Source organism: Cryptosporangium arvum DSM 44712, from assembly GCF_000585375.1.
GTDB classification, from domain to species: Bacteria; Actinomycetota; Actinomycetes; order Mycobacteriales; family Cryptosporangiaceae; genus Cryptosporangium; species Cryptosporangium arvum.
Genome location: NZ_KK073874.1, coordinates 419,471 through 443,919 on the forward strand (window position 1 = coordinate 419,471; position 24,449 = coordinate 443,919).

Annotated in this window: 23 protein-coding genes; 17 read left to right on the forward strand and 6 right to left on the reverse strand. The window is 72.0% G+C overall.

Annotated features, from left to right (window positions below):
- Position 1 precedes the first annotated feature (1 nt).
- The 5 genes from CRYAR_RS01965 (at position 2) to CRYAR_RS01985 (ending at position 5,008) form a co-directional block, all read left to right on the forward strand.
- On the forward strand, positions 2 to 496 hold the full coding sequence (locus tag CRYAR_RS01965) for a DUF3180 domain-containing protein (RefSeq protein ID WP_035847972.1): 495 nt from the start codon (positions 2 to 4) through the stop codon (positions 494 to 496).
- A gap of 15 nt (positions 497 to 511) precedes the next feature.
- On the forward strand, positions 512 to 796 hold the full coding sequence (locus tag CRYAR_RS01970; protein WP_035847974.1) for a hypothetical protein: 285 nt from the start codon (positions 512 to 514) through the stop codon (positions 794 to 796).
- A 66-nt stretch (positions 797 to 862) separates the two neighbouring features.
- Positions 863 to 2,065 carry a hypothetical protein gene (locus CRYAR_RS01975; RefSeq protein WP_051569611.1) on the forward strand — a complete coding sequence of 401 codons (1,203 nt, stop codon included), beginning with the start codon at positions 863 to 865 and terminating at the stop codon, positions 2,063 to 2,065.
- A 173-nt stretch (positions 2,066 to 2,238) separates the two neighbouring features.
- On the forward strand, positions 2,239 to 2,874 hold the full coding sequence (locus tag CRYAR_RS01980) for an ATP-binding cassette domain-containing protein (RefSeq protein ID WP_051569612.1): 636 nt from the start codon (positions 2,239 to 2,241) through the stop codon (positions 2,872 to 2,874).
- A gap of 364 nt (positions 2,875 to 3,238) precedes the next feature.
- Positions 3,239 to 5,008, forward strand: coding sequence for a hypothetical protein (locus CRYAR_RS01985; protein WP_157017254.1), 1,770 nt, complete (start codon positions 3,239 to 3,241; stop codon positions 5,006 to 5,008).
- A gap of 1 nt (position 5,009) precedes the next feature.
- Here CRYAR_RS01985 and CRYAR_RS01990 read toward each other — a convergent pair whose 3' ends face one another.
- Entirely contained in the window at positions 5,010 to 6,101 is a 1,092-nt protein-coding gene (locus CRYAR_RS01990; protein ID WP_157018548.1) for an NADH-quinone oxidoreductase subunit D-related protein, read from the reverse strand.
- Positions 6,102 to 6,192: 91 nt separating this feature from the next.
- Between CRYAR_RS01990 and CRYAR_RS01995 the strand changes: the two genes are divergently transcribed.
- Positions 6,193 to 7,428 carry a cytochrome P450 gene (locus tag CRYAR_RS01995; protein ID WP_035847981.1) on the forward strand — a complete coding sequence of 412 codons (1,236 nt, stop codon included), beginning with the start codon at positions 6,193 to 6,195 and terminating at the stop codon, positions 7,426 to 7,428.
- A 345-nt stretch (positions 7,429 to 7,773) separates the two neighbouring features.
- Positions 7,774 to 8,907 carry a RidA family protein gene (locus tag CRYAR_RS48415; RefSeq protein WP_211247225.1) on the forward strand — a complete coding sequence of 378 codons (1,134 nt, stop codon included), beginning with the start codon at positions 7,774 to 7,776 and terminating at the stop codon, positions 8,905 to 8,907.
- Here the strand turns inward: CRYAR_RS48415 and CRYAR_RS02005 are convergent.
- The 4 genes from CRYAR_RS02005 to CRYAR_RS02020 are packed head-to-tail and all read right to left on the reverse strand — an operon-like array spanning position 8,809 to position 12,897.
- On the reverse strand, positions 8,809 to 9,819 hold the full coding sequence (locus tag CRYAR_RS02005; protein ID WP_063725645.1) for an SAM-dependent methyltransferase: 1,011 nt from the start codon (positions 9,817 to 9,819) through the stop codon (positions 8,809 to 8,811). The two genes, CRYAR_RS48415 and CRYAR_RS02005, sit on opposite strands and share 99 nt — an antisense overlap.
- A 9-nt stretch (positions 9,820 to 9,828) precedes the next feature.
- A complete protein-coding gene (locus CRYAR_RS02010; RefSeq protein ID WP_084699940.1) occupies positions 9,829 to 10,746 on the reverse strand; it encodes an ABC transporter permease in 918 nt (305 codons plus the stop codon).
- Positions 10,733 to 11,713, reverse strand: a complete 981-nt coding sequence (locus tag CRYAR_RS02015; protein ID WP_051571880.1) for an ABC transporter ATP-binding protein — start codon at positions 11,711 to 11,713, stop codon at positions 10,733 to 10,735. Before CRYAR_RS02015 ends, CRYAR_RS02010 begins: the two co-directional genes overlap by 14 nt.
- Positions 11,713 to 12,897 (reverse strand): LolA family protein, encoded by a 1,185-nt coding sequence (locus CRYAR_RS02020; protein WP_084699942.1) that lies wholly within the window; start codon positions 12,895 to 12,897, stop codon positions 11,713 to 11,715. The genes CRYAR_RS02015 and CRYAR_RS02020 overlap by 1 nt, the downstream gene beginning before the upstream one ends.
- Before the next feature lie 139 nt (positions 12,898 to 13,036).
- On the opposite strand from CRYAR_RS02020, the gene CRYAR_RS02025 reads away from it, so the two are divergent.
- Positions 13,037 to 13,714, forward strand: a complete 678-nt coding sequence (locus CRYAR_RS02025) for a response regulator transcription factor (protein ID WP_035847984.1) — start codon at positions 13,037 to 13,039, stop codon at positions 13,712 to 13,714.
- Complete coding sequence (locus CRYAR_RS02030; RefSeq protein ID WP_051569613.1) at positions 13,711 to 15,114, forward strand: sensor histidine kinase; 1,404 nt, start codon at positions 13,711 to 13,713, stop codon at positions 15,112 to 15,114. The genes CRYAR_RS02025 and CRYAR_RS02030 overlap by 4 nt, the downstream gene beginning before the upstream one ends.
- A 71-nt stretch (positions 15,115 to 15,185) precedes the next feature.
- Here CRYAR_RS02030 and CRYAR_RS46715 read toward each other — a convergent pair whose 3' ends face one another.
- The gene (locus CRYAR_RS46715; protein WP_157017258.1) at positions 15,186 to 16,331 is read right to left on the reverse strand and encodes a DoxX family protein; all 1,146 of its coding nucleotides are present in this window, start codon (positions 16,329 to 16,331) and stop codon (positions 15,186 to 15,188) included.
- A 222-nt stretch (positions 16,332 to 16,553) separates the two neighbouring features.
- Between CRYAR_RS46715 and CRYAR_RS02040 the strand changes: the two genes are divergently transcribed.
- The 8 genes from CRYAR_RS02040 (at position 16,554) to CRYAR_RS02075 (ending at position 24,350) form a co-directional block, all read left to right on the forward strand.
- Positions 16,554 to 17,483, forward strand: coding sequence for a Rossmann-like and DUF2520 domain-containing protein (locus CRYAR_RS02040; protein ID WP_035847987.1), 930 nt, complete (start codon positions 16,554 to 16,556; stop codon positions 17,481 to 17,483).
- 43 nt (positions 17,484 to 17,526) lie between these two features.
- The gene (gene panC, locus CRYAR_RS02045; protein ID WP_035847989.1) at positions 17,527 to 18,405 is read left to right on the forward strand and encodes a pantoate--beta-alanine ligase; all 879 of its coding nucleotides are present in this window, start codon (positions 17,527 to 17,529) and stop codon (positions 18,403 to 18,405) included.
- Positions 18,406 to 18,415: 10 nt separating this feature from the next.
- Positions 18,416 to 20,083, forward strand: a complete 1,668-nt coding sequence (locus CRYAR_RS02050; protein WP_211247226.1) for an L-aspartate oxidase — start codon at positions 18,416 to 18,418, stop codon at positions 20,081 to 20,083.
- Positions 20,080 to 20,931, forward strand: a complete 852-nt coding sequence (gene nadC, locus CRYAR_RS02055) for a carboxylating nicotinate-nucleotide diphosphorylase (RefSeq protein ID WP_035847992.1) — start codon at positions 20,080 to 20,082, stop codon at positions 20,929 to 20,931. Before CRYAR_RS02050 ends, nadC begins: the two co-directional genes overlap by 4 nt.
- Positions 20,932 to 20,937: 6 nt before the next feature.
- On the forward strand, positions 20,938 to 21,699 hold the full coding sequence (locus CRYAR_RS02060) for a type III pantothenate kinase (RefSeq protein ID WP_035847995.1): 762 nt from the start codon (positions 20,938 to 20,940) through the stop codon (positions 21,697 to 21,699).
- Between the two features lie 3 nt (positions 21,700 to 21,702).
- The gene (locus CRYAR_RS02065; RefSeq protein WP_035847997.1) at positions 21,703 to 22,341 is read left to right on the forward strand and encodes a TetR/AcrR family transcriptional regulator; all 639 of its coding nucleotides are present in this window, start codon (positions 21,703 to 21,705) and stop codon (positions 22,339 to 22,341) included.
- A 27-nt stretch (positions 22,342 to 22,368) separates the two neighbouring features.
- A complete protein-coding gene (gene lysS, locus CRYAR_RS02070; protein WP_035848000.1) occupies positions 22,369 to 23,889 on the forward strand; it encodes a lysine--tRNA ligase in 1,521 nt (506 codons plus the stop codon).
- Between the two features lie 110 nt (positions 23,890 to 23,999).
- Entirely contained in the window at positions 24,000 to 24,350 is a 351-nt protein-coding gene (locus tag CRYAR_RS02075; protein WP_035860138.1) for a histone-like nucleoid-structuring protein Lsr2, read from the forward strand.
- The last annotated feature ends 99 nt before the right edge of the window (positions 24,351 to 24,449 follow it).

Below are 24,449 nucleotides of genomic sequence, written 5' to 3' on the forward strand. Positions count from 1 at the left end.
AGTGACTCCGCCCCCCAGCCCGCCGACGCCGACCCCGCGGTTGACCCCGACCCGACCCGGCAGCCTGGCGCTGGTCGTGCTGGTCGCGTGCGTGGCGGCGTGGGCGCTGGCCAATCGGTTCTACGGCGACCTGCCGATGTTCACCTGGTTCCCGGCGCTGACGCTGGCCCTGCTGGCGATCTTCGAACTGATCGCGGCGCGGGCCACCCGGGCCCGGATCGACCGGCAGGAAGGCGCGGGCCCGGTCGAGCCGCTGGCCGTCGCGCGGTTCGCCGCGCTGGCCAAGGCGTCCTCGCTCGGCGGTGCGCTGTTCGTGGGCCTCTACGCCGGGCTGCTGCTGTTCCTGCTCAGCGAGCGGGAGCGCCTCGCCGCCGCCGCTGACGACGTACCGGAGTGCACCGGTGGGCTGATCGCCGCCGTGCTGTTGGTCGGCGCCGCTCTCTGGCTCGAGCGGTCCTGCCGCATCCCGGATCCACCCGACGACGAAGAGTCCTGATCGAAGGATGTATCGATGAGCGATCTGGCCACCCTGGACGCGCTGTCGACCGAGGAGTTGCGCGAGCGCGCGTTCTCCCGGGCGCGCAGGCGCGGGGACGTCGGCTTCTTCTGGGACTTGATCCAGCGCCTGCCCAGCGCGCGGGAGACCGAGTCGAACGACGAGAGCCTCGGGACGATCGGCAGCACGATCGAAGAGGCCGTCGGTCTCTGGCGCGAGCTGACCGGTCACGAGTACGGCGACTCCGAGCCGCTGATCCGCGCCGCGTTCATCGACTATCTGCTGGAACACCCGGAATAGGAGACTCCGTCTACCCTCGGGGACGACGGGGGTCGGGGCGCAGTACTGCGACCGAGGAGGTAGACGGTGCGAAAGCAGCACGAGGACGATCCGGGTGTCGACGACCGCGACGGCGGAACGCTGACGCTGCCCGGCCAGTACGAGGACGCGCCGGACTACGACTTCCGCGTGGCCAACCAGGACACCCCGACCGAGATGCTGGGTGGCAACACGCCGCCGTACGGGGTTCCGGTCGTCGCGGACGTCCCGGAGCCGCCCGCGCCGCCGCCGCCCTACGAGCCGCCGACGTTCACCGCGCCGGCGGCCGTGCCGGAGCCGCCCGTCCGTGACCGGCTCTGGCCGCACCTGATCTGGGAGATCGTGCTGGCGGCCGCGGTCGTCACCGAGGTGTTGCTCGTCCTCGCCCAGGACGACCAGGTCTTCCGCGGTGACGCCGGCCCCGCCCTGATGCTCTGGGTCGCCACCGCGATCCTGCTCGGCAGCGCGGCGGCGCTCTCGCTGCGCGGCGGCATGCCGAACGTCGCGATCGGGGCGATCGCGATCGCGGCCGGCGCCGACTACGCCTGGCTGGTCGGTGCCGAGGGGCACCCGTTCGGTGAGGCGCTGGCGATGGCGCTGGCCGGTGGTGCGCTCGCCGGCCTGGTCATCGCGCTGATCAGCACCACGTTCGGCGTCCCGAGCTGGGCGGCGAGCCTCGGGGTGGCCGGCGTGCTCTCCGGGGTCGTTCCGGCGCTCGTCGGTTACGCCGCCCGCCCGGTCGGCGGCGAGACGCCGAACGTCCACGTGTCGGCGGAGTGGTGGCTGATCGGCGCCGCCGTGATCTCGGTGCTGGGTGGCCTGCTGCTCGCGCAGCCCGCGTTCCGGCGGTTCGTCGGCCGCTCCCGTCCGACCGGCGACCCGGCGAAGCGGGCCGGGTTCGTGGCGTCGATCGCGGCTGCCGGTGCGCTCGCCGGGTCGGGTGCGCTGGCCGCGGCCGCCGGCCTGCTCGACGCGGCGAACCGGGGCACCAGCGCCGGTGGTTACACCGGCATGGCCGAGCTCGCGATGGTGGGCTTCAGCGTCGCGCTTCTCGGCGGGGTCAGCGCGCACGGCCGCCGCGGCGGGATCTTCGGCGTCGTGCTGGCCGCGACGCTGCTCGGGCTGGTGCGCCTGCACCTCGATCTGGTCGGGGCCGACAAGTGGCTCGGCGCCGTGATCTCGGGCGCCGCGATCATTCTCGGGCTGGTCGTGACCCGGGTGATGGAGCGTCTGGGGCGGCGTCCGGTTTGACCCCGACTGGTGACTGGACCATGTCTTGCAAGTGATGTGACGGTTACCACATACTCGGCAGCTGACGGTTCGTCGCCTCCGAGGGGGACCGGATGCCTGTGACGTCATCTTCCCTAGTACTTCAGTTATCCGGCGTCCGGACGCGGGCCGGTCGAGCGGGCGCGCTCGACGACGTGTCGCTGAGCGTCGAGCCCGGACAGGTCGTCGCGGTGGTGGGGGGAGCGGGCTCCACGCTCTTCGACACCGTCTGCGGCTTCGTCCGGCCGGAGGCCGGCGAGATCACCTGGCGGGGCTCGGCGCTGCGCCCGCGTCCGCACCGCCTGACGACGCTCGGCGGCCTGGCCCGGACGCTGCAGGGCGTCGGCCTCTACGGCGGGCTGACCGTGCTGGAGAACGTGCTCGTCGGCGCGGCCGGGGTGCCGCCGGTCGCCGCGGTTCCCGCCGGGCGGCACGGTGGTGTGGGCGTCGCGTTGCTCGGCGGGGCCCAGCTCCGACCGCGCGGCGAGGAACTGCGCCAACTCGCCCGCGACGCGCTGACCCGGCTCGGAGCGGGGGAGTACCTCGACGCGGAGCTGGCGGCCGTGCCCACGTCGCTGCACATCCGGGTCGTGCTGGCGCGGGCGCTGCTCGTCGGCCCCGAGTTGCTCGTCCTGGACGACCCGACCGCCGGGCTGGAGGCCGCTGAGGCGGCGGCGCTGGCCGGGATGCTGCGACCGCAGGCCGGATCCGACCACGCGGTTCTGATCACGACCACGGACGCGGAATTCGCCGCGCTGTCCGCCGATCGGGTCGTGACGCTCGACCCGTGAGCCCAGCGTGGCGACGGTCACTAAATCCGTCGGCGACCTTCGGATGTCCGGCTGAATTACCCGGAAGTTAACCGCAAAGGGGAAATTATTAATCACGCATAGTGAGGTTTACGGTCGTTGACGGCCCACTGTAGTGGGTTGGGCGGGTTACCGTGGCGTTGTGAATCCGCAGAGTGCACGGTCTTCGGAGCCGGTCAGACCGGTTACGGACGGTGCTCCCTCGTCGACCGACGAGGCAAAGTCGGGCGAACCGTCTGGTGTGGACGCGAACGCATCCGACAAGAAGGACGAAACGGCCCCACAGCGGCCGTCCGAATCACCCAGAACTCGGACGCCGGGCGAGCGACTCGCTAACCTCGATCACATGCCGCCGCCTCATCTACCGCCCCCGGAGCGTGGGGAGAGCGAAAGCGCACCCTCCACCCCGGGATTCCGCCGACACGTCGGCAAGCTGTTCTGGGTCGGCGTGGCCATCGCTCCGCTCGCGGCATTGCTCCTCGTTCTCGGCAGCGGCGTCGGCCCGCTGCGTGCGGCCGCGGTGCTCGCGGTGTTCTCCGTCGTCATCATCGGTCTGAGCGTCGTGCTCCGCGACGACGCCGCGATGGTCAAGGACGACGTCGAAGAGCAGCTGCGCACCGAGGTCACCCAGCTGCGCAACGACATCGACTCGCTGCGCCGAGGCGTCGAGGTCTCGGTCCACCGCGAGCTCGAGCGGGTCCACCGCGAGCTGGAGGCAACCCGGCGCGAGGGCGTGCTCCGCGCGGAGTCCACGCGGCTCAATCGCTTAACCGGGGCCTTACCGGCCGGTGAGGACGACTACCCGGTCGATTCCCGTGGCCGCGGCGACCGTCCGATGCGGGCGATCGCCGCCGGCGGGGAGATTCCGGACGCCGAGCCGGGCTACGACTGGTTCGGCAGCGACGAGACCGGCGCCGGCCAGCGGCAGGAACCGATTCGCTACGGGGCGGGTACGTACGGCAGCGCCCGCCCGGCCGGTTCGTCCGACACCGGTGACAACCCCGGCAACTGGCCCCGCCGTCCCGCCGAGCCCGAGCCGGCCGCGTCGGGGCGCCGCGCGGGCGGCAACGAGTACGGCGGTACCGAGTACGGGCGGCGCCGTCCCGACGCGGACGACAGCGCCGGGCGCTACCAGTCGTACCAGGCGAGCACGTACGGATCGGGCACCGGCGGCGACGCGCCGAAGGAGCAGCGCAGCGGTCGGCGTCGGGCTCCGGAGGAAGACTCGGCCGGGTACCCGGTGATCGATTACGACGACGCTCCGCCGGCTTACACCCCGCAGCGCATCGATGCCGGCGTCTACGGATCTCGTTCGACCGACGACCGGTCGAAGGACAACTCCGGCGAGAACGGCACGATCGACTACGCCGAGTTCTGGGACCGTTCGGGCAACTCGTCCGAGGGCGCCCGCAACGAGTCGAACCGGAACGAGTCGAACCGGCGCGAGGCCCCGCGGCGGGACGCCGAGCCCCGGAACGCCGACGCGCGCAACGCGGATCCCCGCAGCGCGGACTCGCGGAACGGCGACCCGCGGAACGGCGCTCCCCGCAATGCCGCCCCCCGCAACGCCGACCCCCGCGGCGCCGACCCCCGTAACGCCGGCCCGCGGTCGGAGAGCTCGCGCGACCCCGACCGGAGCTCGGCCAGCGAGTGGTCGTCGTGGCGCGAGAACACGAACGGCTGGGATTCCGGGAGCTACGGCTGGGACACCGGGTCGCAGCGCTTCAACCAGGAAGACCCGCAGGTCATCACGGGCGCCATCACCGGTGACGTCTTCGACGTGCCGTACAGCGTCGGTGGCCAGGCGCTCTCCGAGCCGGCGTTCGGTTCGGGCAACGGCTTCGGCGCCGGGGCGGGCTTCGGTTCGGGCAACGGCTTCGGCGCCCAGCAGCGCTGGGACGAGCTGCCCGATGTCGCGCCCGCGCCCGAGTGGCAGTCGGCGTCGCACCGCTCGGGGCCCAACTCCACGGTCGCCGAGCCGTCGGCGGAGTTCGAACTGCCGAGCCTCGAGCACCTTCCGCAGGCTCCGTCCGGTGGCTCCGACGACAACTCCGCCGAACGTCGCGCCCGGCACGCTTCGATCGACGAGGACAGCGGCCGCTACAAGAGCTGGTAGCTCACTTGTCGACGTCGCCGACGACGAAGAACATCGATCCGAGGATCGCCACCAGGTCGGGCAGCAGCGTGCCCGGCAGCAGCGTCGCCAGCGCCTGGACGTTCGCGTAGGACGCGGTGCGCAGCTTCAGCCGCCACGGCGTCTTCTCGCCGCGCGAGACCAGGTAGTAGCCGTTGATGCCGAGCGGGTTCTCGGTCCACGCGTAGGTGTGCCCCTCGGGCGCCCGTACGACCTTCGGCAGCCGGACGTTGACCGGGCCGCCGACCGTGCTCAACCGGTCGAGGCAGGCGTCGGCCAGGTTCAGCGACACGTACACCTGGTCCAGCAGGATCTCGAAGCGCGCGTGGCAGTCCCCGGCGGTGCGGGTGACGACCTCGAGCACGTCGGCGAGCTCGTCGTAGGCCAAGTACGGCTCGTCGCGACGCAGGTCGAAGTCGAGCCCGGACGCACGGGCGACCGGCCCACTCGCCCCGTACGCGGCGGCCACGTCGGGCTCCAGGACACCGATGCCCACCGTGCGCGCGAGGAAGATGTCGTTCGTCCGGATGATCTTCTCGATGTCGACCATGCGGCGACGGACGTCCGCCACGGCCTGGCGGGCCCGGGTGGTCCAGCCGGCCGGGACCTCCTCCTTGACGCCGCCGACCCGGTTGAACATGTAGTGCATCCGGCCGCCGGAGGCCTCCTCCATCACCGCCTGCAGCGTCTCGCGCTCCCGGAACGCGTAGAACATCGGCGTGATCGCGCCGATCTCCAGCGGGTACGAGCCGAGGAACATCAGGTGGTTGAGCACGCGGTTGAGCTCGGCGAGCAGCGTCCGCAGCCAGGTGGCCCGCTCCGGTACCTCGATGCCCATCATCCGTTCGACGGCCAGCGCCACCCCGAGTTCGTTCGAGAAGGCCGACAGCCAGTCGTGCCGGTTGGCCAGCATCAGGATCTGCCGGTAGTCGCGGACCTCGAACAGCTTCTCGGCCCCGCGGTGCATGTAGCCGATGATCGGTTCGGCCGAGATCACGCGCTCGCCGTCGACCACCAGGCGCAGCCGCAGGACACCGTGCGTGGAGGGGTGCTGGGGACCGATGTTGAGCACCATGTCGGCGGTCGCCAGTTGATCCGCGCCACTACCGACGCCTACGGTGAGCTCCACTCGTTCATCGTTCCAGAACGCGGGTTAGCGTGGGCGGATGACCGGTTCCCTGGCTTCTGCTCCCGCGTTCGACCCGTGGTCGCCGGAGTTCGTCGCTTGGCCCTACGACGTGTTCGCCGATCTGCGTGAGAACGCGCCGGTCTGGCGGTTCGAACGCACCGGGCAGTGGGTGATCTCCCGCCACGCCGATGTCGACGCGCTGCTGCGCGATCGCCGCCTCGGCCGGTCCTACCTCCACGTAGCCACGCACGAGGAGATGGGCCACGAGCCACCGGCCGACCACCTCGAGCCGTTCTGGACGCTGAACAACAACGGGATGCTCGACCGGGAGCCGCCGGACCACACCCGGCTGCGGCGGCTGGTCTCGAAGGCGTTCACGCCGCGAACCGTGGAGCGGCTCGCCCCGTGGGTGCGTTCGTACACCGAAGGGCTGGTGTCCCAGCTGCTCGACGCGGGCTCGGACGGGTCACCGGTCGACCTGATCCAGACGGTCGCCGAGCCGCTGCCGGTGGCGGTGATCGCCGAGATGCTCGGGATCCCCGAGGCCGACCGGCATCTCCTGCGGCCCTGGTCGGCGGACATCTGCGGCATGTACGAGCTGCGTCCTTCGGCGCAAGCGCAGGACAAGGCGGTGCGTGCGAGCATCGAGTTCACCGACTACCTGGTCGCGCTGGCCGCCGAGCGTCGCCAGAACCCCGGCGACGACCTGATCAGCGCGCTGGCGACCGTGGTGGACGCCGGTGACCAGCTGACCGACCCCGAGCTGGTCGGAACGTGCGTCCTGCTGCTCAACGCCGGGCACGAGGCGACGGTGAACGTCACCGGCAACGGGTGGTGGGCGCTGTTCCGCAACCCGTCCGAGCTGGCCCGGCTGCGTGACGGCGAGGTGGGGGTGGGCAGCGCGATCGAGGAGCTGATGCGGTGGGACACGCCGCTTCAGCTGTTCGAGCGCTGGGTGCTCGAGGACATCGAGGTGCACGGGGTCCGGATCCCGCGCGGCGACGAGGTGGCGCTGCTGTTCGGGTCGGCCAACCGGGATTCGGCGGTGTTCCCCGACGCTTCCCGGCTCGATCTCGGGCGGACCCCGAACCCGCACATCTCGTTCAGCGCCGGCATTCACTACTGCCTGGGTGCGCCGCTGGCCCGGCTGGAGCTCGGCACGTCGTTCGAGACGATGTTGCGCCGTGTGCCGGGGCTGTCACTGGCCGAGGAGCCCCGCTGGAAAGGCGGGTTCGTCATCCGCGGACTGGACGCTCTGCAGGTCACGGTGTGACCGGTGTGTCCGGTGTGTAGTCAGGCGATGGCTGCGCATCGTCCGGTTCCGCCACGAACGAGCGCGCGCACATCGTAGGGTGTCTGCCAACTCGGTTTGCCCCGGTGCTGCTTCGGAGCAGAAGATGTCCGCACCGGACGGAGCGTGGCCACGCCGAGGTGGCCCGAGGGGCGCGCAGACGGGTCAGGGAACGAGTCTCGAGAATCGCTGGGACGGTTGGGCGTGAGCTTCGGAGTGACCGACGATGTGGGTGCGAACGGCCGGCACCGAGCGCGCGAGGCTGCGGATCATCCCGAAACTTCTCGGCGTCGTTCGCGGCGGGAATCGTGGGACAGCCCGCCGTCGGTGAGCGAGCCTCGGCGGCGTCCGGACCCGCTGACCGATCCGCTCGGGGCGTTGGAATCGCCGGATCCGCTCGGCGGTGAGCGGCCTTCCCGGCGCGAGCGGCGGGCGTCGTTCGGTGATCCCGACGAGATCACGCCGGGCCGGGCGGTGGCGCGGCGCGAGGACCCGTCGCGGGGCGCGGCCCGAGAAGGACGCCGGAGCCACTCCGACGAGCTCGAGCGGCCCCGGCGTGTGCCGCAGCAGCGCCGCCCCGAGCCCGCCGACGACGAGTACGACGGCCGGGTCCTGCCCCGCCGCCCCGACCGCCCCCGCGGTGCCGACGACTCCCTGCGTCGCAGCGGCGAGATCACCGACCGGCCGCGGAGCGCCCCCGACCCGGGCGAGCGCCCGCGCCGGAGCATCGACGCGCCCGACCGCCCCCGCGGCGTCGCCGACACCGGGGACCGCATGCGTCGCAGCGGCGAGATCACCGACCGGCCGCGCGGCTCGGCCGACACGGGTGACCACCTGCGTCGCAGCGGCGAGATCACGGATCGCCCGCGTGGGGTCAGCGACACCGGTGAGCGCGCCCGGACGGCGGCTCGCGCGTCGGTGCCGGTGGCCGGTCGGGCGGTCGTCGGGGAGCCGATGCGCCCCGACGCCGCCCAGCGCACGTCGGGTCGGATCGTGTCGGTGCCGGAGCGCGCCCGTTCGGCGCGCAGCGCTCCCGCCGTGAGCCGGACCCCGACCGGTGAACCCGAGGCCATCCGCCGCATCAACCCGTTCGACCTGCCCGCGCCGCGCGGCTACTCGCACGCGACGATCGCGACCGGCCAACTCGTCTTCCTGGCCGCGCAGTGCGGCGTCGACCTCGACGGCCGGATCGTCGACGGCGGGCTGGTCAGCCAGTTCGACCGCGCGGTCCAGAACCTGCTCTCCGCGCTCGCCGCCGCCGGGGGTTCGGCCGAGCACCTGGTCAGCATCACCGTCCAGGTCACCTCGATCGACGACTACAAGGCCAGCTCGCGTCCGATCGGGCACGTCTGGCGCGCCCGCCTAGGCGGGCTCATGCCGGCCCTCTCGGTCAGCGAGGTTCGCCGCTTCTGGGACGCCGAGGCCGAGATCCAGATCGCGGCCCAGGCCGTGCTCCCCTAGCAGCCAGTAGAACGATCCCAGGCCGTCGGGCGCCAGCAGCTCGGCGGCCCGGGACGCCGAGCCGAGCGCACGCAGGTACCGCGCCGGGTCGGCGCTCGCCAGCTCGCGTGGCGGCAACCCACCGGAGACGCCGAGCGCGCGCAGCACGTCACGCTGGCGCCGCAGCACCGCACCGGGTGCGAGCGAATCCATCGCCACGTGCGCGGTGAGGTCGCAGCTCCCGTCGGGCACCGGCGGCACCTGCCGCCCGTCGCGGTACCCGGTGAGCGTCCCGCCGGCCGGCCGCGCACCGGCCACGTGCCCGTAGTCGACGGCGACGGCCAGCCCGCGCCGTACCCGCCCCGCAGCCGCGGCCCAGGCGGCGTCGCGCGCCGACCCGATCTCGGCCCGGTCTCCGGGTGACCGCAGCGGCCACCACCGGGCGAGCCAGGCCGCGTCGTCCCCCGAGACGACGTCCCCGAGCGATTCGTCGCCCGACGGCGACACCAGCACCAGCCGGTCGGCCCCGGACTCGTCCCGGCACGCCACGTCCACCGGCACGTTGTCGAGCCACTCGTTCGCCACGAGCAGCCCGGTCACCGGGGGAATCTCCGGGCCCCACCGGTATCCGACGCCCGGCGGGCGCGGTCCGCGCTCCACCGCGGTCAGCCGCAGCCGCCGCGCCATCCCCGAGGGCACCGAGAGCGCGGAGAGCAACTCTCCACCGCCGGCCCCGACGTCCACCAGGTCGAGCGGATCCGGCCGCTCCAGCGCGTGGTCGACCCGCGCGAGCAGCTCCCCGATCGCGTCCGCGAACAGGTCCGCCGCCGCGTGCACCGACGTGCGGAAATGGGCCGCCGGTCGGTTCACGACGTAGAACCCGGCCGACCCGTACAACGCGTCCTGCGCCGCCGACCGCCACGAAACCGCCACCGCGAAAGACTAGGCGACGTCCTTCGAGCCGAACCGCGCCCAGGCCGCCGAGGCGAACACCGCTGTCCAGGCCAGTGCGCTGATCAGCCCCGGGGCCAGCGCGCCGTAGGAGATCGGGTCGCGCAGCAGCTCACCGAAGGCCGTCCAGTAGTTCGTCAGCAGGATCGGGTGGATCACCTCGAGCTGCGGCACCGCGCCGAGGATCTGCGACGTGATCGCGGTGGCCACCACGGCGATCGTCGCCCCGATCGGCTGCTCGGTGAGCGTCGAGACGAACAGGCCGACCGCCGCCAGCGCGACCAGGCACAACGTCAAGTAGACGCAGACCATCCCGAGCCGGAGCATGGCCTCGCCCAGCCCGACCTGGGCGCCGGAGAGCAACGCGGCCGGCCCGGCGCCGAAGAGCAGCAGCCCGATCCCGGCGCCGGCCGCCGCGATCACCAGGATCGCGACGAACGTGTACGTGACGACCGCGGCGAACTTCGTCAGCAGCAGGCGGGTGCGGCTCACCGGCACGGTCAGCAGGTACCGCAGCGTGCCGAGCGAGGCCTCACCGGCGATCGCGTCTGCCGCGGTCGAGGAGACCGCCAGCGGCAGGAACAGCGGCAGCGCGACGGTCAGCGCGGTCAGCGCCACGAACAGCCCGTTGCCGTTCACCAGCGAGAGGAACGCCGGCCCTTCCCCGCCGGTGCGGGGGCCCGACCACCGGACCGCCACCGCGATGACGACCGGCACGGCCGCGAGCATGGCCAGGGCGGCCAGGTTGCGGCGCCGCCCGAACATCAGCCGCAGCTCCGACCGGAACAATCGCCCCGTCGGGAACCCGGTGGTGAGTGCCGGAACGTCGGCGGCCGCGGTGCGCGGACGCAGCGTCGGTACCGGCACGAACGCTCCGGGCACCAACGCGTACTGCTTAGCCGCTGACATCGAAGCCCTCCCCGGTGAGCCCGACGAACACCGATTCGAGGTCCGGAACCACCACGCGGAAGCCCTGGACCGGAACACCGTCATACACCAGGGCGGCGACCACCCGGTCGGACGGCAGCTCACCGAGCGCCGCGCCGACCCGGTGCCCCTGCACCACGATGTCGGGCAGTTCGAGCCGCTGCATCGTCGCGATGGCGTCCACCGGGCGGTCGGTCTCGACCTCGACCCGGGTGGCGGTACCCGCGCGCAACTCGGCCAGCGGCGCCTGGGCGACCAGCCGCCCGGAGTTCATGACCCCGACGTGCGTGCAGACCTGCTCGACTTCGGCCAGCAGGTGGGTGGAGAGCATCACGGTGGTGCCGGCCGCGGAGAGTTCCGCGATCAACGTCCGGACCTCGCGGGTGCCCTGGGGATCCAGTCCGTTCGTCGGCTCGTCGAGCACGAACAGGTCGCGTGGACGCAGCAAGGCGGCCGCGAGCCCGAGCCGCTGACGCATGCCCAGCGAGTAGGCCCGGTACTTCTTCCGCCCGGCCGGGGTGAGCCCGACCCGGTCCAGCGCGGCCCCGATCCGGGCGCGCGCGGTCGTCGGGTCGGCCGTGCGGTCGACCGCGTCCAGGCGGCGGAGGTTGTCGAGCCCGGACAGGTGCGGGTGGAAGGCCGGCCCCTCGACCAGCGCCCCCACCCGCGGCAGGAGCGTGGCGGCGTCCTCGGGCATCCGACCGTTCAGCAGCCGGTGGGTGCCCGCGGTGGGCCGGGTGAGGCCGAGCAGCATCCGGATCGTCGTCGTCTTGCCCGAGCCGTTCGGCCCGAGGAAGCCGTAGACCGCGCCGGTGGGCACGGCGAGGTCGATGTGGTCGACCGCCACCTGCCCACCACGGAATTGCTTCGTCAGACCCGTGGTGGTGACCGCGTGAGCGTCCGCGGCGTCGGTGAAACGCTTGTGCGGACGCTCGACCGCGGACGCGATCACCGCTTCGCCGCCTCGTAGAGGCGCTCGGGGTCGACGGCGCCGAACACCAGCCGGCCGTCGTCGGTCAGCACGGCGCAGAGCAGGTCGGATTCCAGCAGACGGCCGCTGCCCCAGGAGCCGCTCACCTTCGGCAGCAGATCGAGCATCGACTTCGCCCGGTCGTCGCCCGATCCGGAGGAGCCCAGCCCGCTCAGGATGCCGACCCGCGTCCAGCCGGAGCCCACGACCGTCAGCCGGTCCTTGATCGCGGGGTGCTCGGCCGCGGCCACCGGTTGCTCGTTGACGGTCGCACCGGGCGGCGGTGTGAACGTGAACTGCGCCGGGTCGGGCGCCGAGAACGAGACCTGGGTGAAGCCGACCTCGAACGCCGGCTTCGACGCGTCCCGCGCGTAGAGCTGGACCCGCAGCGGCATCTTCTTGTCGGCGTCGATCGCCAGGCGTACCTGGCCGACGCGGCTGGCGCGGTCCTTGGGCTTCAGCACGAGTTCGTACGCGGCCCGGCCCGCGACCTTCGCGGTGCCGTCGGTGGTGACCTCGGTGGTCGGCGAGATCGCGGCCAGCGCCTGGTCGGCCGCCTCCTGCGGGGTGCTCGGCAGCGGGGTACCCGACGGCTGGACCTTCTTCAGGTCCTCGTCGGTGAGCCGGGTGTGCGTCGCCTCGTTCTTCTGGCTCGACCAGGTCCACACGTCGTTGCCGTTGCGGACGACGTCGGACTCACCGAGCGAGCCGACCAGCGCGACCCGCTGCTTGTCCTCCCCGCCGTACCAGACGCGCAGCGTGTGGGTGCCGGTCAGCATCGACGTGAAGTCCGAGCTGCCCTGCGAGCCGGAGCCGGAGAAGTTCGGCAGACCGAGGTCGGACTTCTGGACGACCGTGCCGGACAGCGGGTGCGGGACCGCCGTCTGCAGATCCACCAGGAGCTGGGCCGCGGTGCGCGGAGGCAGGGCCGGAGAGGCGTCGGCGGCGGTCAGGAACCGGCTGACGCCACCGATGGTCAGCGCCACTACCAGCACGGCGGCCGGGAACGCCCAGCGCAGCGCTGGACGCCGTACGAACAGCGGCCGCCGGGGCGGCACGGTCGCGCCGGAGTTCCAGCTCGACCCGCTGAGTACTTCCGGTTCCGGGTGGTGGTCCTGCGGGGACCGCTCGGGCGGCGGTGCCCCGGAATCCCGCGGAGACATGGCAACACCTCTCGGTGGGCAGCGGTACAAGGTGATGCTGCTCGGTGCATGCTGAGATCGGGCTGAGACGGTGGGCAGTCCTCAGTCTTCTCTCAGTGCTAATGACAAACGCTCTGACGGTATGGGCGAAGGGACTCAAGTGCGGGTATTGGTCGTCGAGGACGAGGTTCGGCTGGCCGGAGCACTCAAACGTGGTCTGCAGGCCGAGGGGTTCGTCGTCGACGTCGCCCACGACGGCCAGGACGGCCTCGAGCGCACCCGGCAGAACGAGTACGACGCGGTGGTGCTCGACGTCATGCTCCCGCGGCTGTCCGGTTACCGGGTGGTGCAGGCGCTGCGCGCGGACCGCAACTGGGTTCCGGTGCTGATGCTCTCGGCCAAGGACGGCGAGTACGACCAGGCCGACGGGCTCGACGCCGGCGCCGACGACTACCTGACCAAGCCGTTCTCCTACGTGGTCCTGGTGGCCCGGCTCCGGGCGCTGCTGCGCCGGGGCGCGCCCGAGCGGCCGGTGGCGCTGAGCGCCGGTGACCTGGTGCTCGATCCGGCGTCCAAGCGCGTCACCCGGGGCGAGGTCGAGATCACGCTCACCGCGCGGGAGTTCGCGCTGCTGGAGTACCTCATGCGGCACGCCGGTGAGGTGGTCAGCAAGGTCGAGCTGCTCGAACACGTCTGGGACCTGTACGACACCGGCGAGGCCAACGTCGTCGAGGTGTACATCGGTTACCTGCGGCGCAAGATCGACCAGCCGTTCGACCGCCGGGCGGTGACGACCGTGCGCGGGGCGGGCTACCGGCTCGAGCCGGACGGCGGATGAGCCTGCTCCGGCTGCCGGTCCGGTGGTGGCGGCGGGCCCGGCTCGGCACCCGGCTGGTCGCGCTGGCCACCGCGGCGGTGGTCGTCGCGCTGGCGCTGAGCACGGTGGTGCTCGTCGTGGTGCTGAAGTCGACGCTGGAACGCGCGCTGGACGCGGCGGCCCGGCAGACCGGCGAGGACGTCGCCGCGCTGGTCGAGGCCGACAACCTGCCCAACCCGATCCCCGCAGGCGGCACGACGGTCGTCCAGGTGATCGACCCGACCGGCCGGGTGCTGGCGGCCTCCGCGGGCGCCGACCGGCTCGTGCCGATGTTGCCGAAGGACGAGTTGGCGCTGGTCAAGCGGGACGAGGAGAGGTACGAACCCGGCTACCGGTTCGGGGTGAAGGACGTCGTCCGGGTGGTCGCGGTCGCCGCCGGTGACAAGACCGTGCTCGTCGCGATCCCGGCCGGGGAGGTGCACGAGTCGGTCCGGGTCGTGCGGGTCGGCCTGCTGTCGGGGTACGCGGTGCTGTTGGTGCTGCTCGTCGTGCTCGCCTGGCGGATGGTGGGCGCGGCGTTGCGTCCGGTGGAGGCGCTGCGGCGGGGCGCGGAGGCGATCGCGTCCGGCGGGGAGTCGCCGCGCCGGGACACCGGCCGGTTGCCGCTGCCGCGGGCCCAGGACGAGATCTTCCGGCTCGCGGTCACGCTGAACACGATGCTCGGCCGGTTGGACGCCGCCCGGGCCCGGCAGCGCGCGTTCGTCGCGGACGCGGCGCACGAGCTGCGCAGCCCGCTCGCCAGCCTGCGCACACAGATCGAGGTCGCCGAGGTGACGTCGGTGCCGGCCGAGCCCGCCGATCTGCTGGCCGACGTCGAGCGGCTGACCCGGCTGGTCGACGATCTGCTGTTGCTCGCCCGGATGGACGACGCCCCGGCCGGTGGACACCCGGCGGCCCGGCGTCCGGCCGAGCCGGTGGAGATGTCGGTCGTCGCGGACGTGGCCGTGGCGCGGTCGGCCGGTGCGCGTGTCCCGGTGGAGCGGGTCGACCGGCCCGGCGCGGCTTCGGCGGTCGTCGAGGGCGACGAGGACGCGCTGACCCGGGTCGTCACGAACCTGGTCGAGAACGCGGCCCGCTACGCCGAGACGCGCGTCGAGGTGCGGGTGGGCGCGGCCGACGACCGCGCGTGGCTGGAGGTCGTGGACGACGGGCCGGGGATCCCGGCGGTCGACCGGGAGCGGGTGTTTGCCCGCTTCACCCGCCGCGACGACGCCCGGGACCGGGGCAGCGGTGGAGCGGGGCTCGGGCTGGCGATCGCCCGCGAGATCGTGCGGCACCACGGGGGGACGATCGAGCTCTCCGACGCGTCACCGCACGGTCTGCTGGCAACGGTGCGGATTCCGCTGTCACATCCGGAGTAGATGGCGTCCCGACGTCGCGGCTCGGGCCTGAGACGCGACGTCGGGACGCCATCCGGGAAGGTCGCTCCCGGTCAGAGCAGGTGAGCGCCGAGGCTGGTGAGCATTGCGAGCAGGGCGACGCCGGCGGCCACGCACTGCACGGCGGCCCCGTTGAAGAACGGGATCCGGGAGTCGACGGAGTAGCGGCCGGGGCCGGCCAGCAGCAGGCCGAGCGCGGCTCCGCTCAGGACCAGCGGCAGTTCGATTCCGTCGTGGCTGGCGAAGAACCCGTTGCCGAGGTTCACCGCCACCATCGCGTTCACGGTCACGCCGATGATGCCGCCGGCCGCGAGCGGGGTGAGCAGGCCGGCGGCCAGGAACAGGCCGCCGAACAGTTCGCCGATGATCGCGGCCAGCGCGAACATCGCCCCGGGGGTGTAGCCCAGCGCCGAGAAGCCGTCGGCGGTGGCGTCGAATCCGGCGCCGCCGAACATGCCGAACGCTTTCTGGGCCCCGTGCGCGGCCATCGTGAGGCCGACGACGAGCCGCATGAGCAGCAGGCCGGCGTCGGAGACCGCGGCCGGGGTCTCGATCGTGAGCATGGCGCCGGCCGAACCCCAGTCGAGCGGGGCGGCGTGGCGTGGACCGGCCCAGATCGTGCGGTTGGTGGTCGGTGCGGCGGCGTAGCTCAGGTCGAACGGCCCGGTGGTGCGGGGCGGTGGTTCGCTCGGGTGCCGGGGAGTGTGTTCGGTGGTCGGCTCGTCCGCCGATCCCGGTTCGGTCGGCTTGGGGGCCGGGGGAATGATCGGGCGGCCGAGGATCGGCACGAACGGTTCGGGCGCGGGTTTGCCGGGTGCCGGCGGAGCGGACTCCTCCACCACCGGTTCGTCGACCATCTCCGGTTCCGGGGCCTCGTGTGCTCCGGCTTCGTGGGGTGTGGTCTCCGGTGCCCCGGGGGCTGCGTGCGGCGCGGCGGCTTCCGGAGTCTCCGCGGTTTCCCGGGCCTCCGGTGCTTCCGGGCCTTCCGGGACCTCCGCGGTCTCCGGAGCCTCCGGGCCCTCGATCGTTTCGGTGGTGTCGACGGCGTCCGGGGAGGCCGGGGGCATCACGCTCGTCGGCGCGGCCACGACCGCGCTCCACAGCGCGTCGAGCACCGACCGCTCCTCGAACACGGAGTGCTGGTGCTCGGGTTCGGCCGCCCGCCGGCCGTGCCTGCTCGTCGTGGCACTGCGAGCCATGCAGCCTCCTCGGACCCAGCGGGCAAAGTCACCTTCACCCCATTAATAGATGAATACCCCAATTCCGGCAAGTGGTGTAATTCGTCCGTTGTAGTGCCGACAAACGTTGACACCGTTCGCGGTCCAGTAACGGTGCTGTGACACACCCGACACGGACTTCTCGCTCCATCCCACCTCCGCGCATACTTGCCGCGACCGGTACCGAAGTCCGAGGACTGGATCATGGATCACGCGCACGGTTCCCCTCTCGACCCGCCGAACCCGGCCGACCGGCCCGGACGGCTCGCCGTCGGCCTCGTCGGCGTCGGCCGCGCGGGATCGGTGCTGGCCGCCGCGCTGGCCCGGGCCGGGCACCGCACCGTCGCGCTGTCCGCGGTGAGCAGCGCCTCCCGCCGGCGCGCCGCCGAGCGTCTGCCCGGAGCGCCGATCGTCCCGCCGGACGCCGTCGTGGCTGCGGCCGACCTCGCGCTGCTCGCGGTGCCGGACGACGCGCTGGAGCCGCTGGTGACCGGCCTGGCCGAGGTCGGCGCGTTCCGGCCCGGCCAGCTGGTCGTCCACATCTCCGGCGCGCACGGGCTCGACGTCCTGCAGCCGGCGACCCGCGCCGGTGCCTTGCCGCTGGCGCTGCACCCGATCATGACGTTCACCGGCCGGGACGAGGACGAGAGCCGGCTGGCCGGCGTGCACTGGGGCGTGACGACCGTGCCGGAACTGCGCCCGGTGGGTGAGGCGCTCGTCGTCGAGATGGGCGGCGAGCCGCTCTGGGTCGAGAACTCGCAGCGTCCGCTCTACCACGCCGCGCTCGTGGTGGCCGCGAACCACCTGGTCACGCTCATCAACGACGCGGTGGACCTGCTCCGGGCGGCCGGAGTGGAGCGGCCCGGTGCCGCGCTCGCGCCGCTGGCCGGAGCCGCGCTCGACAACGCGCTGCGCTCCGGGGACGCCGCGCTGACCGGCCCGGTGTCGCGCGGGGACGCCGGCACCGTGGCCAACCACCTCGACGCGCTGCGCGGCCGCCAGCCCAGCGCGGTCGCCGGTTACCTGGCGATGGCCCGCCGTACCGCCGACCGCGCGATCGCGGCCGGCCGCCTCGACCCCGCCTCCGCCGAGAACCTCCTGGACGTTCTGGGCGACCACTCCGCCGCGACCTAGGCCCCGCGCCGCGCTCGGCGTCGACATGAGCTTGGAGGAACACATGAGCGCCGTACGGGTGCCCATCGTGGTGCACGACCGCGAAGCGCTCGCGCGTGAGCGCGAGCGGGCGGACGGGCCGGTGGCGGTCGTGATGACGATGGGCGCGCTGCACGAGGGCCACGCGGCGCTGCTGCGTCAGGCCCGGGCCCGCGCCGCGACCGTGATCACGACGATCTTCGTCAACCCGCTGCAGTTCGGGCCGAACGAGGACTTCGATCGGTACCCGCGCACGCTCGCGACCGATCTGGAACTGTGCGCCCGGGAAGACGTCGACGTGGTGTTCGCGCCGAGCGCCGCCGTGATGTACCCGGACGGGCAGCCTCGGACGCGGGTCAACCCCGGGCCGCTGGGCGAGATCCTGGAGGGCGCCAGCCGCCCCGGGTTCTTCCACGGCGTGCTGACGGTCGTGCTGAAGCTCATCAACCTGACCCGGCCCGACGTGGTGTTCTTCGGCGAGAAGGACTACCAGCAGGTCGCGCTGGTGCGTCAGATGGTGCGTGACCTCGACCTGGACATCGAGGTCGTCGGAGTGCCGACCGTGCGTGAGCCGGACGGGTTGGCGCTCTCCAGCCGCAACCGGTACCTGTCCGGACCGGAGCGGACCACCGCGCTCGCGCTCGCGGCGGCGCTGCGGGCCGGTGCGGCGGCCGGTGAGGGCGGCGCCGCAGCCGTCGAGGCGGCCGCGAACGCAGTGCTCGGCGACGCGTCGGGCCTGCAGCTGGACTACGCGGTCGTGACCGCACCCGATCTGGGCCCGGCGCCGGAGAGCGGCGAGGCCCGACTGATCCTCGCGGCCAAGGTCGGCACCACCCGGCTGATCGACAACGGTCCGGTGAGGCTCGCGTCACGGACCGGGCTACCGCCGTTCACCGGCGCCTAGGCTGCTCGACGTGGATGTCCAACGGAGGACTGCGGGTGCTGGAAACACGATCCCGCGTCGACTGCTGACCGCATCGCCGGGCTGGACCGTCACCGCGGACGTCTGCGTGATCGGCTCCGGTGTCGCCGGGCTCTGCGCCGCGCTGCACGCCCGGGAAGCCGGCCTCTCGGTCGTCGTCGTGACGAAGGTCAACATCGACGACGGGTCGACGCGCTGGGCGCAGGGTGGCATCGCGGCGGTGCTCGACCCGCTCGACACCCCGGCGGCGCACGCCCGGGACACGCTCGTCGCCGGAGTCGGTCTGTGCGACCCGGCCGCGGTCGACGTCCTGACCCGCGAGGGGCCCGCGCGCCTGCACGAGCTGATCGCGGCCGGTGCCGAGTTCGACCGCAACGGCGACGGATCGCTGATGCTCACCCGCGAGGGCGGGCACCACGCGAACCGGATCGTGCACGCCGGCGGCGACGCCACCGGCGCCGAGGTGCAACGGGCGCTCCACGCCGCCATCCGCCGCGACGAGGGCATCCGGCTGATCGAGCACGCGTTGGTGCTCGACCTGCTCACCGGGGCCGACGGCCGCGCGGCCGGGGTCAGCCTGCACGTGCTCGGCGAGGGTTCGGAGGACGGCGTCGGCGCGGTGCTCGCGCGCGCGGTCGTGCTGGCCACCGGCGGCCTCGGGCAGGTGTTCGCGTCGACGACGAACCCGGCGGTCTCCACCGGCGACGGGGTCGCGCTGGCGCTCCGGGCCGGCGCGGTCGTCACCGACCTGGAGTTCGTGCAGTTCCACCCGACCGCGCTGTACCTGGGCGCGAACGCCCCGGCCGGTCAGCAGCCGCTGGTGAGCGAAGCGATGCGCGGCGAGGGCGCCTACCTGCGCAACGCCGACGGCGAACGGTTCATGGTCGGGCGCCACGAGCTGGCCGAACTCGCCCCCCGGGACATCGTCGCGAAGAACATCACGCGCGAGATGCTCACGGCGGGCAGCGAGCACGTATGGCTCGACGCCCGGCACCTGGGCGCTTCGTTTCTCGAGCAGCGGTTCCCGTCGATCCTCGCGCGGGCGCGTCAGGCCGGGATCGACCCGGTGACCGATCTGGTGCCGGTGGCGCCGGCCGCCCACTACGCGTCCGGCGGCGTGCGCACCGATCTGCACGGGCGCACCAGCGTGCCCGGCCTCTACGCCTGCGGCGAGGTCGCCTGCACCGGTGTGCACGGCGCGAACCGGCTGGCGTCGAACTCGCTGTTGGAAGGGTTGGTCTTCGCCGGCCGGATCGGTTCGGACCTGGCCCGCGACCTGCCACCGCAGACCGAGCCGGCCGACGTCGAGGGCAGCGGCCTGGAGCACTACGTCGTCTCGTCCACGGTCCGGGAGGATCTGCAGCACGCGATGGTGCGTGGCGCGGGCGTGCTGCGCTCGGCGTCGTCGCTGCAGTCGACATCGGAGACGCTCGTGCAGTTGGGCGGCAAGCGCTCGATGGATCCCCGCCCGGTGAACTGGGAGGTCACGAACCTCCACACGGTCGCGAGCGCGCTCGTCGCCGCCGCCTCGACCCGCGAGGAGACCCGCGGCTGCCACTGGCGAGAGGACTTCCCCGACGCCTCCGACGACTGGCGGGGGCACCTGTTGGCCGCGATCGCGCCGGACGGGGCGCTCACCGAGACGTATGAGGCGATGTGAATCTCGATCCGGCCTGGGTGGCCGACCTGGTGGCGCGCGCACTGGCCGAGGACCTCGGCGGCCCTGACGGCGTCGACGTGACGAGCGTCGCGACGATCCCGGCGGGCCAGATCGACGTCGTGGACATGGTGGCGCGTGCCCCGGGCGTCGTGGCCGGGCTGCCGGTGGCGCTCGCGGTGTTCGACGCGGTCGGCGACGTGACCGCCGAGGCGCTCGTCGCCGACGGTACGGCCGTGCGGCGCGGTGACGTGCTCGCCACGATCACCGGGCCGACGCGTGCGCTGCTCACCGCCGAACGCACGGCGTTGAACCTGATCTCGCGGGCCTCCGGGGTGGCGACGCACACCCGCCGCTGGGTTTCCGCGATCGAGGGAACCGGCGCGAAAGTGCTCGACACCCGGAAGACGACGCCCGGGCTGCGTCCGCTGGAGAAGTACGCGGTGCGTGCCGGTGGCGGCACGAACAAGCGGATGGGCCTCTACGACGTCGCGATGATCAAGGACAACCACAAGCTCGCGGCCGGTTCGATCACGGCCGCGTACGACGCCGTCCGGGGTACGTTCCCGGAGGTCCCGGTGCAGGTGGAGGTCACGACCGTCGCCGAGGCCGTCGAGGCGGTGGCCGTCGGGGCCACGTTCCTGCTCCTCGACAACATGGGGCCGGCGCTGCTGCGCGAGGTGGTGGCCGCGGTCGGCGGCAAGGCGGAACTGGAAGCCACCGGCAACCTGACGCTCGACCGCGCGCGCGAGTTCGCCGAGACCGGCGTGGACTATTTGTCGGTCGGCGGTCTCACGCACTCCTCGCCGATCCTCGACATCGCGTTGGACCTTCGACCCCGAGAGGCGTGAAAGACGGTGCTGCTGACCATCGACGTCGGTAACACGAACATCGTGCTCGCCACCTTCTCGGGCGAGAAGCTCGTGCACTCGTGGCGGGTCCGGACCGACAGCCGGATGACCGCCGACGAACTCGCGCTGCTGTTCCGGGGCCTGCTGGAGTCCGAGGCCGTCCAGATCACGGGTGTCTCGGCGTGCTCGACCGTCCCGGCGACGCTGCGTGAACTGCGGGCGATGCTCGACCGCTACTACGGCGACATCCCGACGATGATCATCGAGCCGGGGGTGCGGACCGGGGTGTCGATCGTGATGGACAACCCGAAGGAAGTCGGCTCCGACCGGATCATGAACACGCTGGCCACCTACCACCTGTTCGGTGGGCCGGCGGTGGTCGTCGACTTCGGTACGTCGACGAACTTCGACGTCGTGGGGCCGGACGGCGCGTTCATGGGGGGCGCGCTGGCGCCGGGCATCGACATCTCGGTCGACGCGTTGGCCGCCCGCGCGGCGCAGCTGCGCAAGGTCGAGCTGGTGCGGCCGCGGTCGGTGATCGGGAAGAACACGGTCGAGGCGCTGCAGTCGGGGATCATCTACGGCTTCGCCGGGCAGGTCGACGGCATCGCGCGCCGGATGGTCGAGGAACTCGGTGGTGCGTCCGCGGTGGTGGCGACCGGCGGCCTCGCCCCGCTGGTGATCGGCGAGTCCCGCGAGATCACCCACCACGAACCGAACCTCACGCTGATCGGCCTGCGGCTGGCGTTCGACCGGGCGGCCCGCTGAGCCATGGCGGAGGACACCCGGCGGCGGCTGATCGACGGCGCGATCGAGACGGTCCGCCGCAACGGCATCGCCGGGACGTCGGCCCGGACGGTCGCGGCGACCGCCGGGGTCAACCAGGCGCTCGTCTTCTACCACTTCGGTAGCGTCGCCGACCTGCTCAGCGAGGCCTGCCGGGTGGCCACCGCGGAGAACGTCGAGCGTTACCACGAGCAGTTCGCGGCCGTCCGCACGCTGCGCGAACTGCTCGTGCTCGGCCGCGAACTGCACACCGACCAGCGTGACCGCGGCAACGTCACGCTGCTCGCCCAGATGCTGGCCGGCGCGCAGGCCGACGAGCGGCTCGCGGCGGCCACCCGCGACGCGATCGGGCTCTGGGTGCGCGAGATCGAGGCGGTTCTGCGTCGCGTCGTGACCGGTTCGCCGATCGAACCGGTCGTCGACGTCACCGGGCTCGCGCACGCGGTCTCCGCCGCCTTCGTCGGCATGGAGTTGTTCGAGGCCGTCGACCCGGCCGGGTCCTCGGCGGCGCTGGACGCCCTGGATCGCCTCGGGATTCTGCTCGAGGTGGCCGACGAGCTCGGGCCGGTCGCGAGTTCCGCGCTCCGCCGCCGGATCCGCAGCGCGACCGCCGGTCAAAACTGATCGTCACGGGTCGATAGGCTCTGGCCCGTGACCGAGAACTCCACTGCTCCCGACGCTGACGGCGACGCTTTCGACAACGACCTGCCGGAGCAGGTACGGGTGCGGTTGGAGAAGCGGGCCCGGATGCTCGCCGAGGGCACCGAGCCGTACCCGGTGGGATTCCCACGCACCTCCACGCTCGCCGCTATCCGCGGCCGCTACGTCGATCTGGGGCCCGACGAGCACACCGGTGAGCGGGTATCGGTCACCGGCCGGGTCATATTCATTCGCAACACCGGAAAGCTCTGCTTCGCGACTCTGCGTGAGGGCGACGGCACCGAGTTGCAGGCGATGCTCAGCCTCGCCCAGGTCGGCGCGGAATCGCTGGAACAGTGGAAGGCCCTGGTCGATCTCGGTGACCACGTCGGTATCGAGGGTGAAGTCATCACCTCGCGGCGGGGTGAGCTGAGCGTGTTCGCCGATCGGTGGATTCTCACCACTAAGGCGCTGCGCCCGTTGCCGGTCGCGCACAAGCCGATGGGCGAGGAAACTCGCATCCGCCAGCGTTATGCCGATCTGATCGTGCGGCCCGAAGCGCGCCGGATGGTGGAAGTGCGTACCGAGACGGTACGTGCATTGCGGGATTCCCTGAACCGTCGGCAGTTCCTCGAGGTCGAGACGCCGATGTTGCAGTCCGTACAGGGCGGCGCCGCGGCGCGACCGTTCATCACCCATTTCAACGCGTTCGATCTCGACGTGTACCTGCGCATCGCTCCTGAGCTGTTCCTGAAGCGTTGTGTGGTCGGTGGTATCGAGAAGGTTTACGAGATCAATAGAAACTTCCGCAACGAAGGGGCGGATTCAACGCACTCGCCGGAATTCACCATGCTCGAGGTGTACGAAGCGTACGGCGACTACGACACGATGGCCCGGCTGACCCGCGAGCTGTATCAGGAAGCCGCGACCACGGTGTTCGGCTCGACGGTGGTGGAGCGCTTCGACGGCACCGAGATCGACCTCGGCGGCGAATGGCAGACCGCGTCGCTGTTCGAGCTCGTCTCCGGGGCGGTCGGCGAGGACGTCACGCCGGAGACGCCGATCGAGACGCTGCGCGGGTACGCCGAGAAGCACGGGATCGCTGTGAATCCACTGTGGGTTCACGGCAAGCTGGTGGAGGAGTTGTTCGAGGCGCTCTGTGAGGAGCAGCTCGCCGGCCCGATCTTCGTGCGTGACTATCCGCTCGACACCAGCCCGCTCACCCGCCCGCACCGGTCGCGGCCCGGCGTCGCCGAGAAGTGGGACCTTTACATCGACGGCGTGGAGCGCGGCACCGCGTACTCCGAACTGGTCGATCCGGTGATCCAGCGGGAAAAGCTGGTGGCCCAAGCGGCGCTCGGCGCCAAGGGTGACGTCGAAGCGATGCAGTTGGACGAGGACTTCCTGCGCGCGCTCGAATACGGCATGCCACCATCCGGTGGAATGGGTATGGGTGTGGACCGTATGCTCCAGGTGTTCACCGGTCGGGGCATCCGGGACACGATTCTCTTCCCGTTCGTGCGGCCGGTATAAGGCGCGGTACGGTTACCGAGCGTTTCCGCGATACTGGGTATTGGCATTGCGGTCTCCGCCGTGATTGTATTTAGTCGTACCCAGTTTTTCTGGTGATCCGGGAGGAATTCGTGGCGCAGAAGGTGCAGGTGCTTCTCGTCGATGACATCGACGGAGGCGACGCAGAAGAGACGGTCTCGTTCTCGCTCGACGGCGTGTCTTACGAAATCGACTTGTCTGCGAAGAACGCCGCGACGCTGCGCGACGCGGTTGCGCCTTACGTCGGCGTCGCCCGCAAGGCCGGCCGTGCGCAGGCCACGAAGGCCGCCGCCGCCACCCGAGTCCGTTCGTCCGGTTCCACCGCGACCGCTGATCGCGAGCAGAACCAGGCCATCCGGGAATGGGCGAAGAAGCGCGGATTCAAGGTTTCCGATCGCGGCCGCATCCCGAGCGACATCGTGAAGCAGTTCCACGCGGGCTGACTTTCGCCCGCGCGCTCCCCACGGGCCACCGTCCCTCGGCCCGGCACCCCGCGCACGTCCGCCGACCTCGACGTCCGTAATCTGCAGGTAGCGGCAGAT

What these genes read in the sequence shown, in the direction of transcription:
- CRYAR_RS01970 (WP_035847974.1), top strand. Translation starts at nt 512, where the DNA reads ATGAGCGATCTGGCCACCCTGGACGCGCTGTCGACCGAGGAGTTGCGC.
- CRYAR_RS01985 (WP_157017254.1), top strand. Translation starts at nt 3,239, where the DNA reads ATGCCGCCGCCTCATCTACCGCCCCCGGAGCGTGGGGAGAGCGAAAGC.
- CRYAR_RS01990 (WP_157018548.1), bottom strand. Translation starts at nt 6,101, where the DNA reads ATGGTGCTCAACATCGGTCCCCAGCACCCCTCCACGCACGGTGTCCTG.
- CRYAR_RS01995 (WP_035847981.1), top strand. Translation starts at nt 6,193, where the DNA reads ATGACCGGTTCCCTGGCTTCTGCTCCCGCGTTCGACCCGTGGTCGCCG.
- CRYAR_RS02010 (WP_084699940.1), bottom strand. Translation starts at nt 10,746, where the DNA reads ATGTCAGCGGCTAAGCAGTACGCGTTGGTGCCCGGAGCGTTCGTGCCG.
- CRYAR_RS02020 (WP_084699942.1), bottom strand. Translation starts at nt 12,897, where the DNA reads ATGTCTCCGCGGGATTCCGGGGCACCGCCGCCCGAGCGGTCCCCGCAG.
- CRYAR_RS02030 (WP_051569613.1), top strand. Translation starts at nt 13,711, where the DNA reads ATGAGCCTGCTCCGGCTGCCGGTCCGGTGGTGGCGGCGGGCCCGGCTC.
- CRYAR_RS46715 (WP_157017258.1), bottom strand. Translation starts at nt 16,331, where the DNA reads ATGGCTCGCAGTGCCACGACGAGCAGGCACGGCCGGCGGGCGGCCGAA.
- CRYAR_RS02040 (WP_035847987.1), top strand. Translation starts at nt 16,554, where the DNA reads ATGGATCACGCGCACGGTTCCCCTCTCGACCCGCCGAACCCGGCCGAC.
- panC (WP_035847989.1), top strand. Translation starts at nt 17,527, where the DNA reads ATGAGCGCCGTACGGGTGCCCATCGTGGTGCACGACCGCGAAGCGCTC.
- CRYAR_RS02065 (WP_035847997.1), top strand. Translation starts at nt 21,703, where the DNA reads ATGGCGGAGGACACCCGGCGGCGGCTGATCGACGGCGCGATCGAGACG.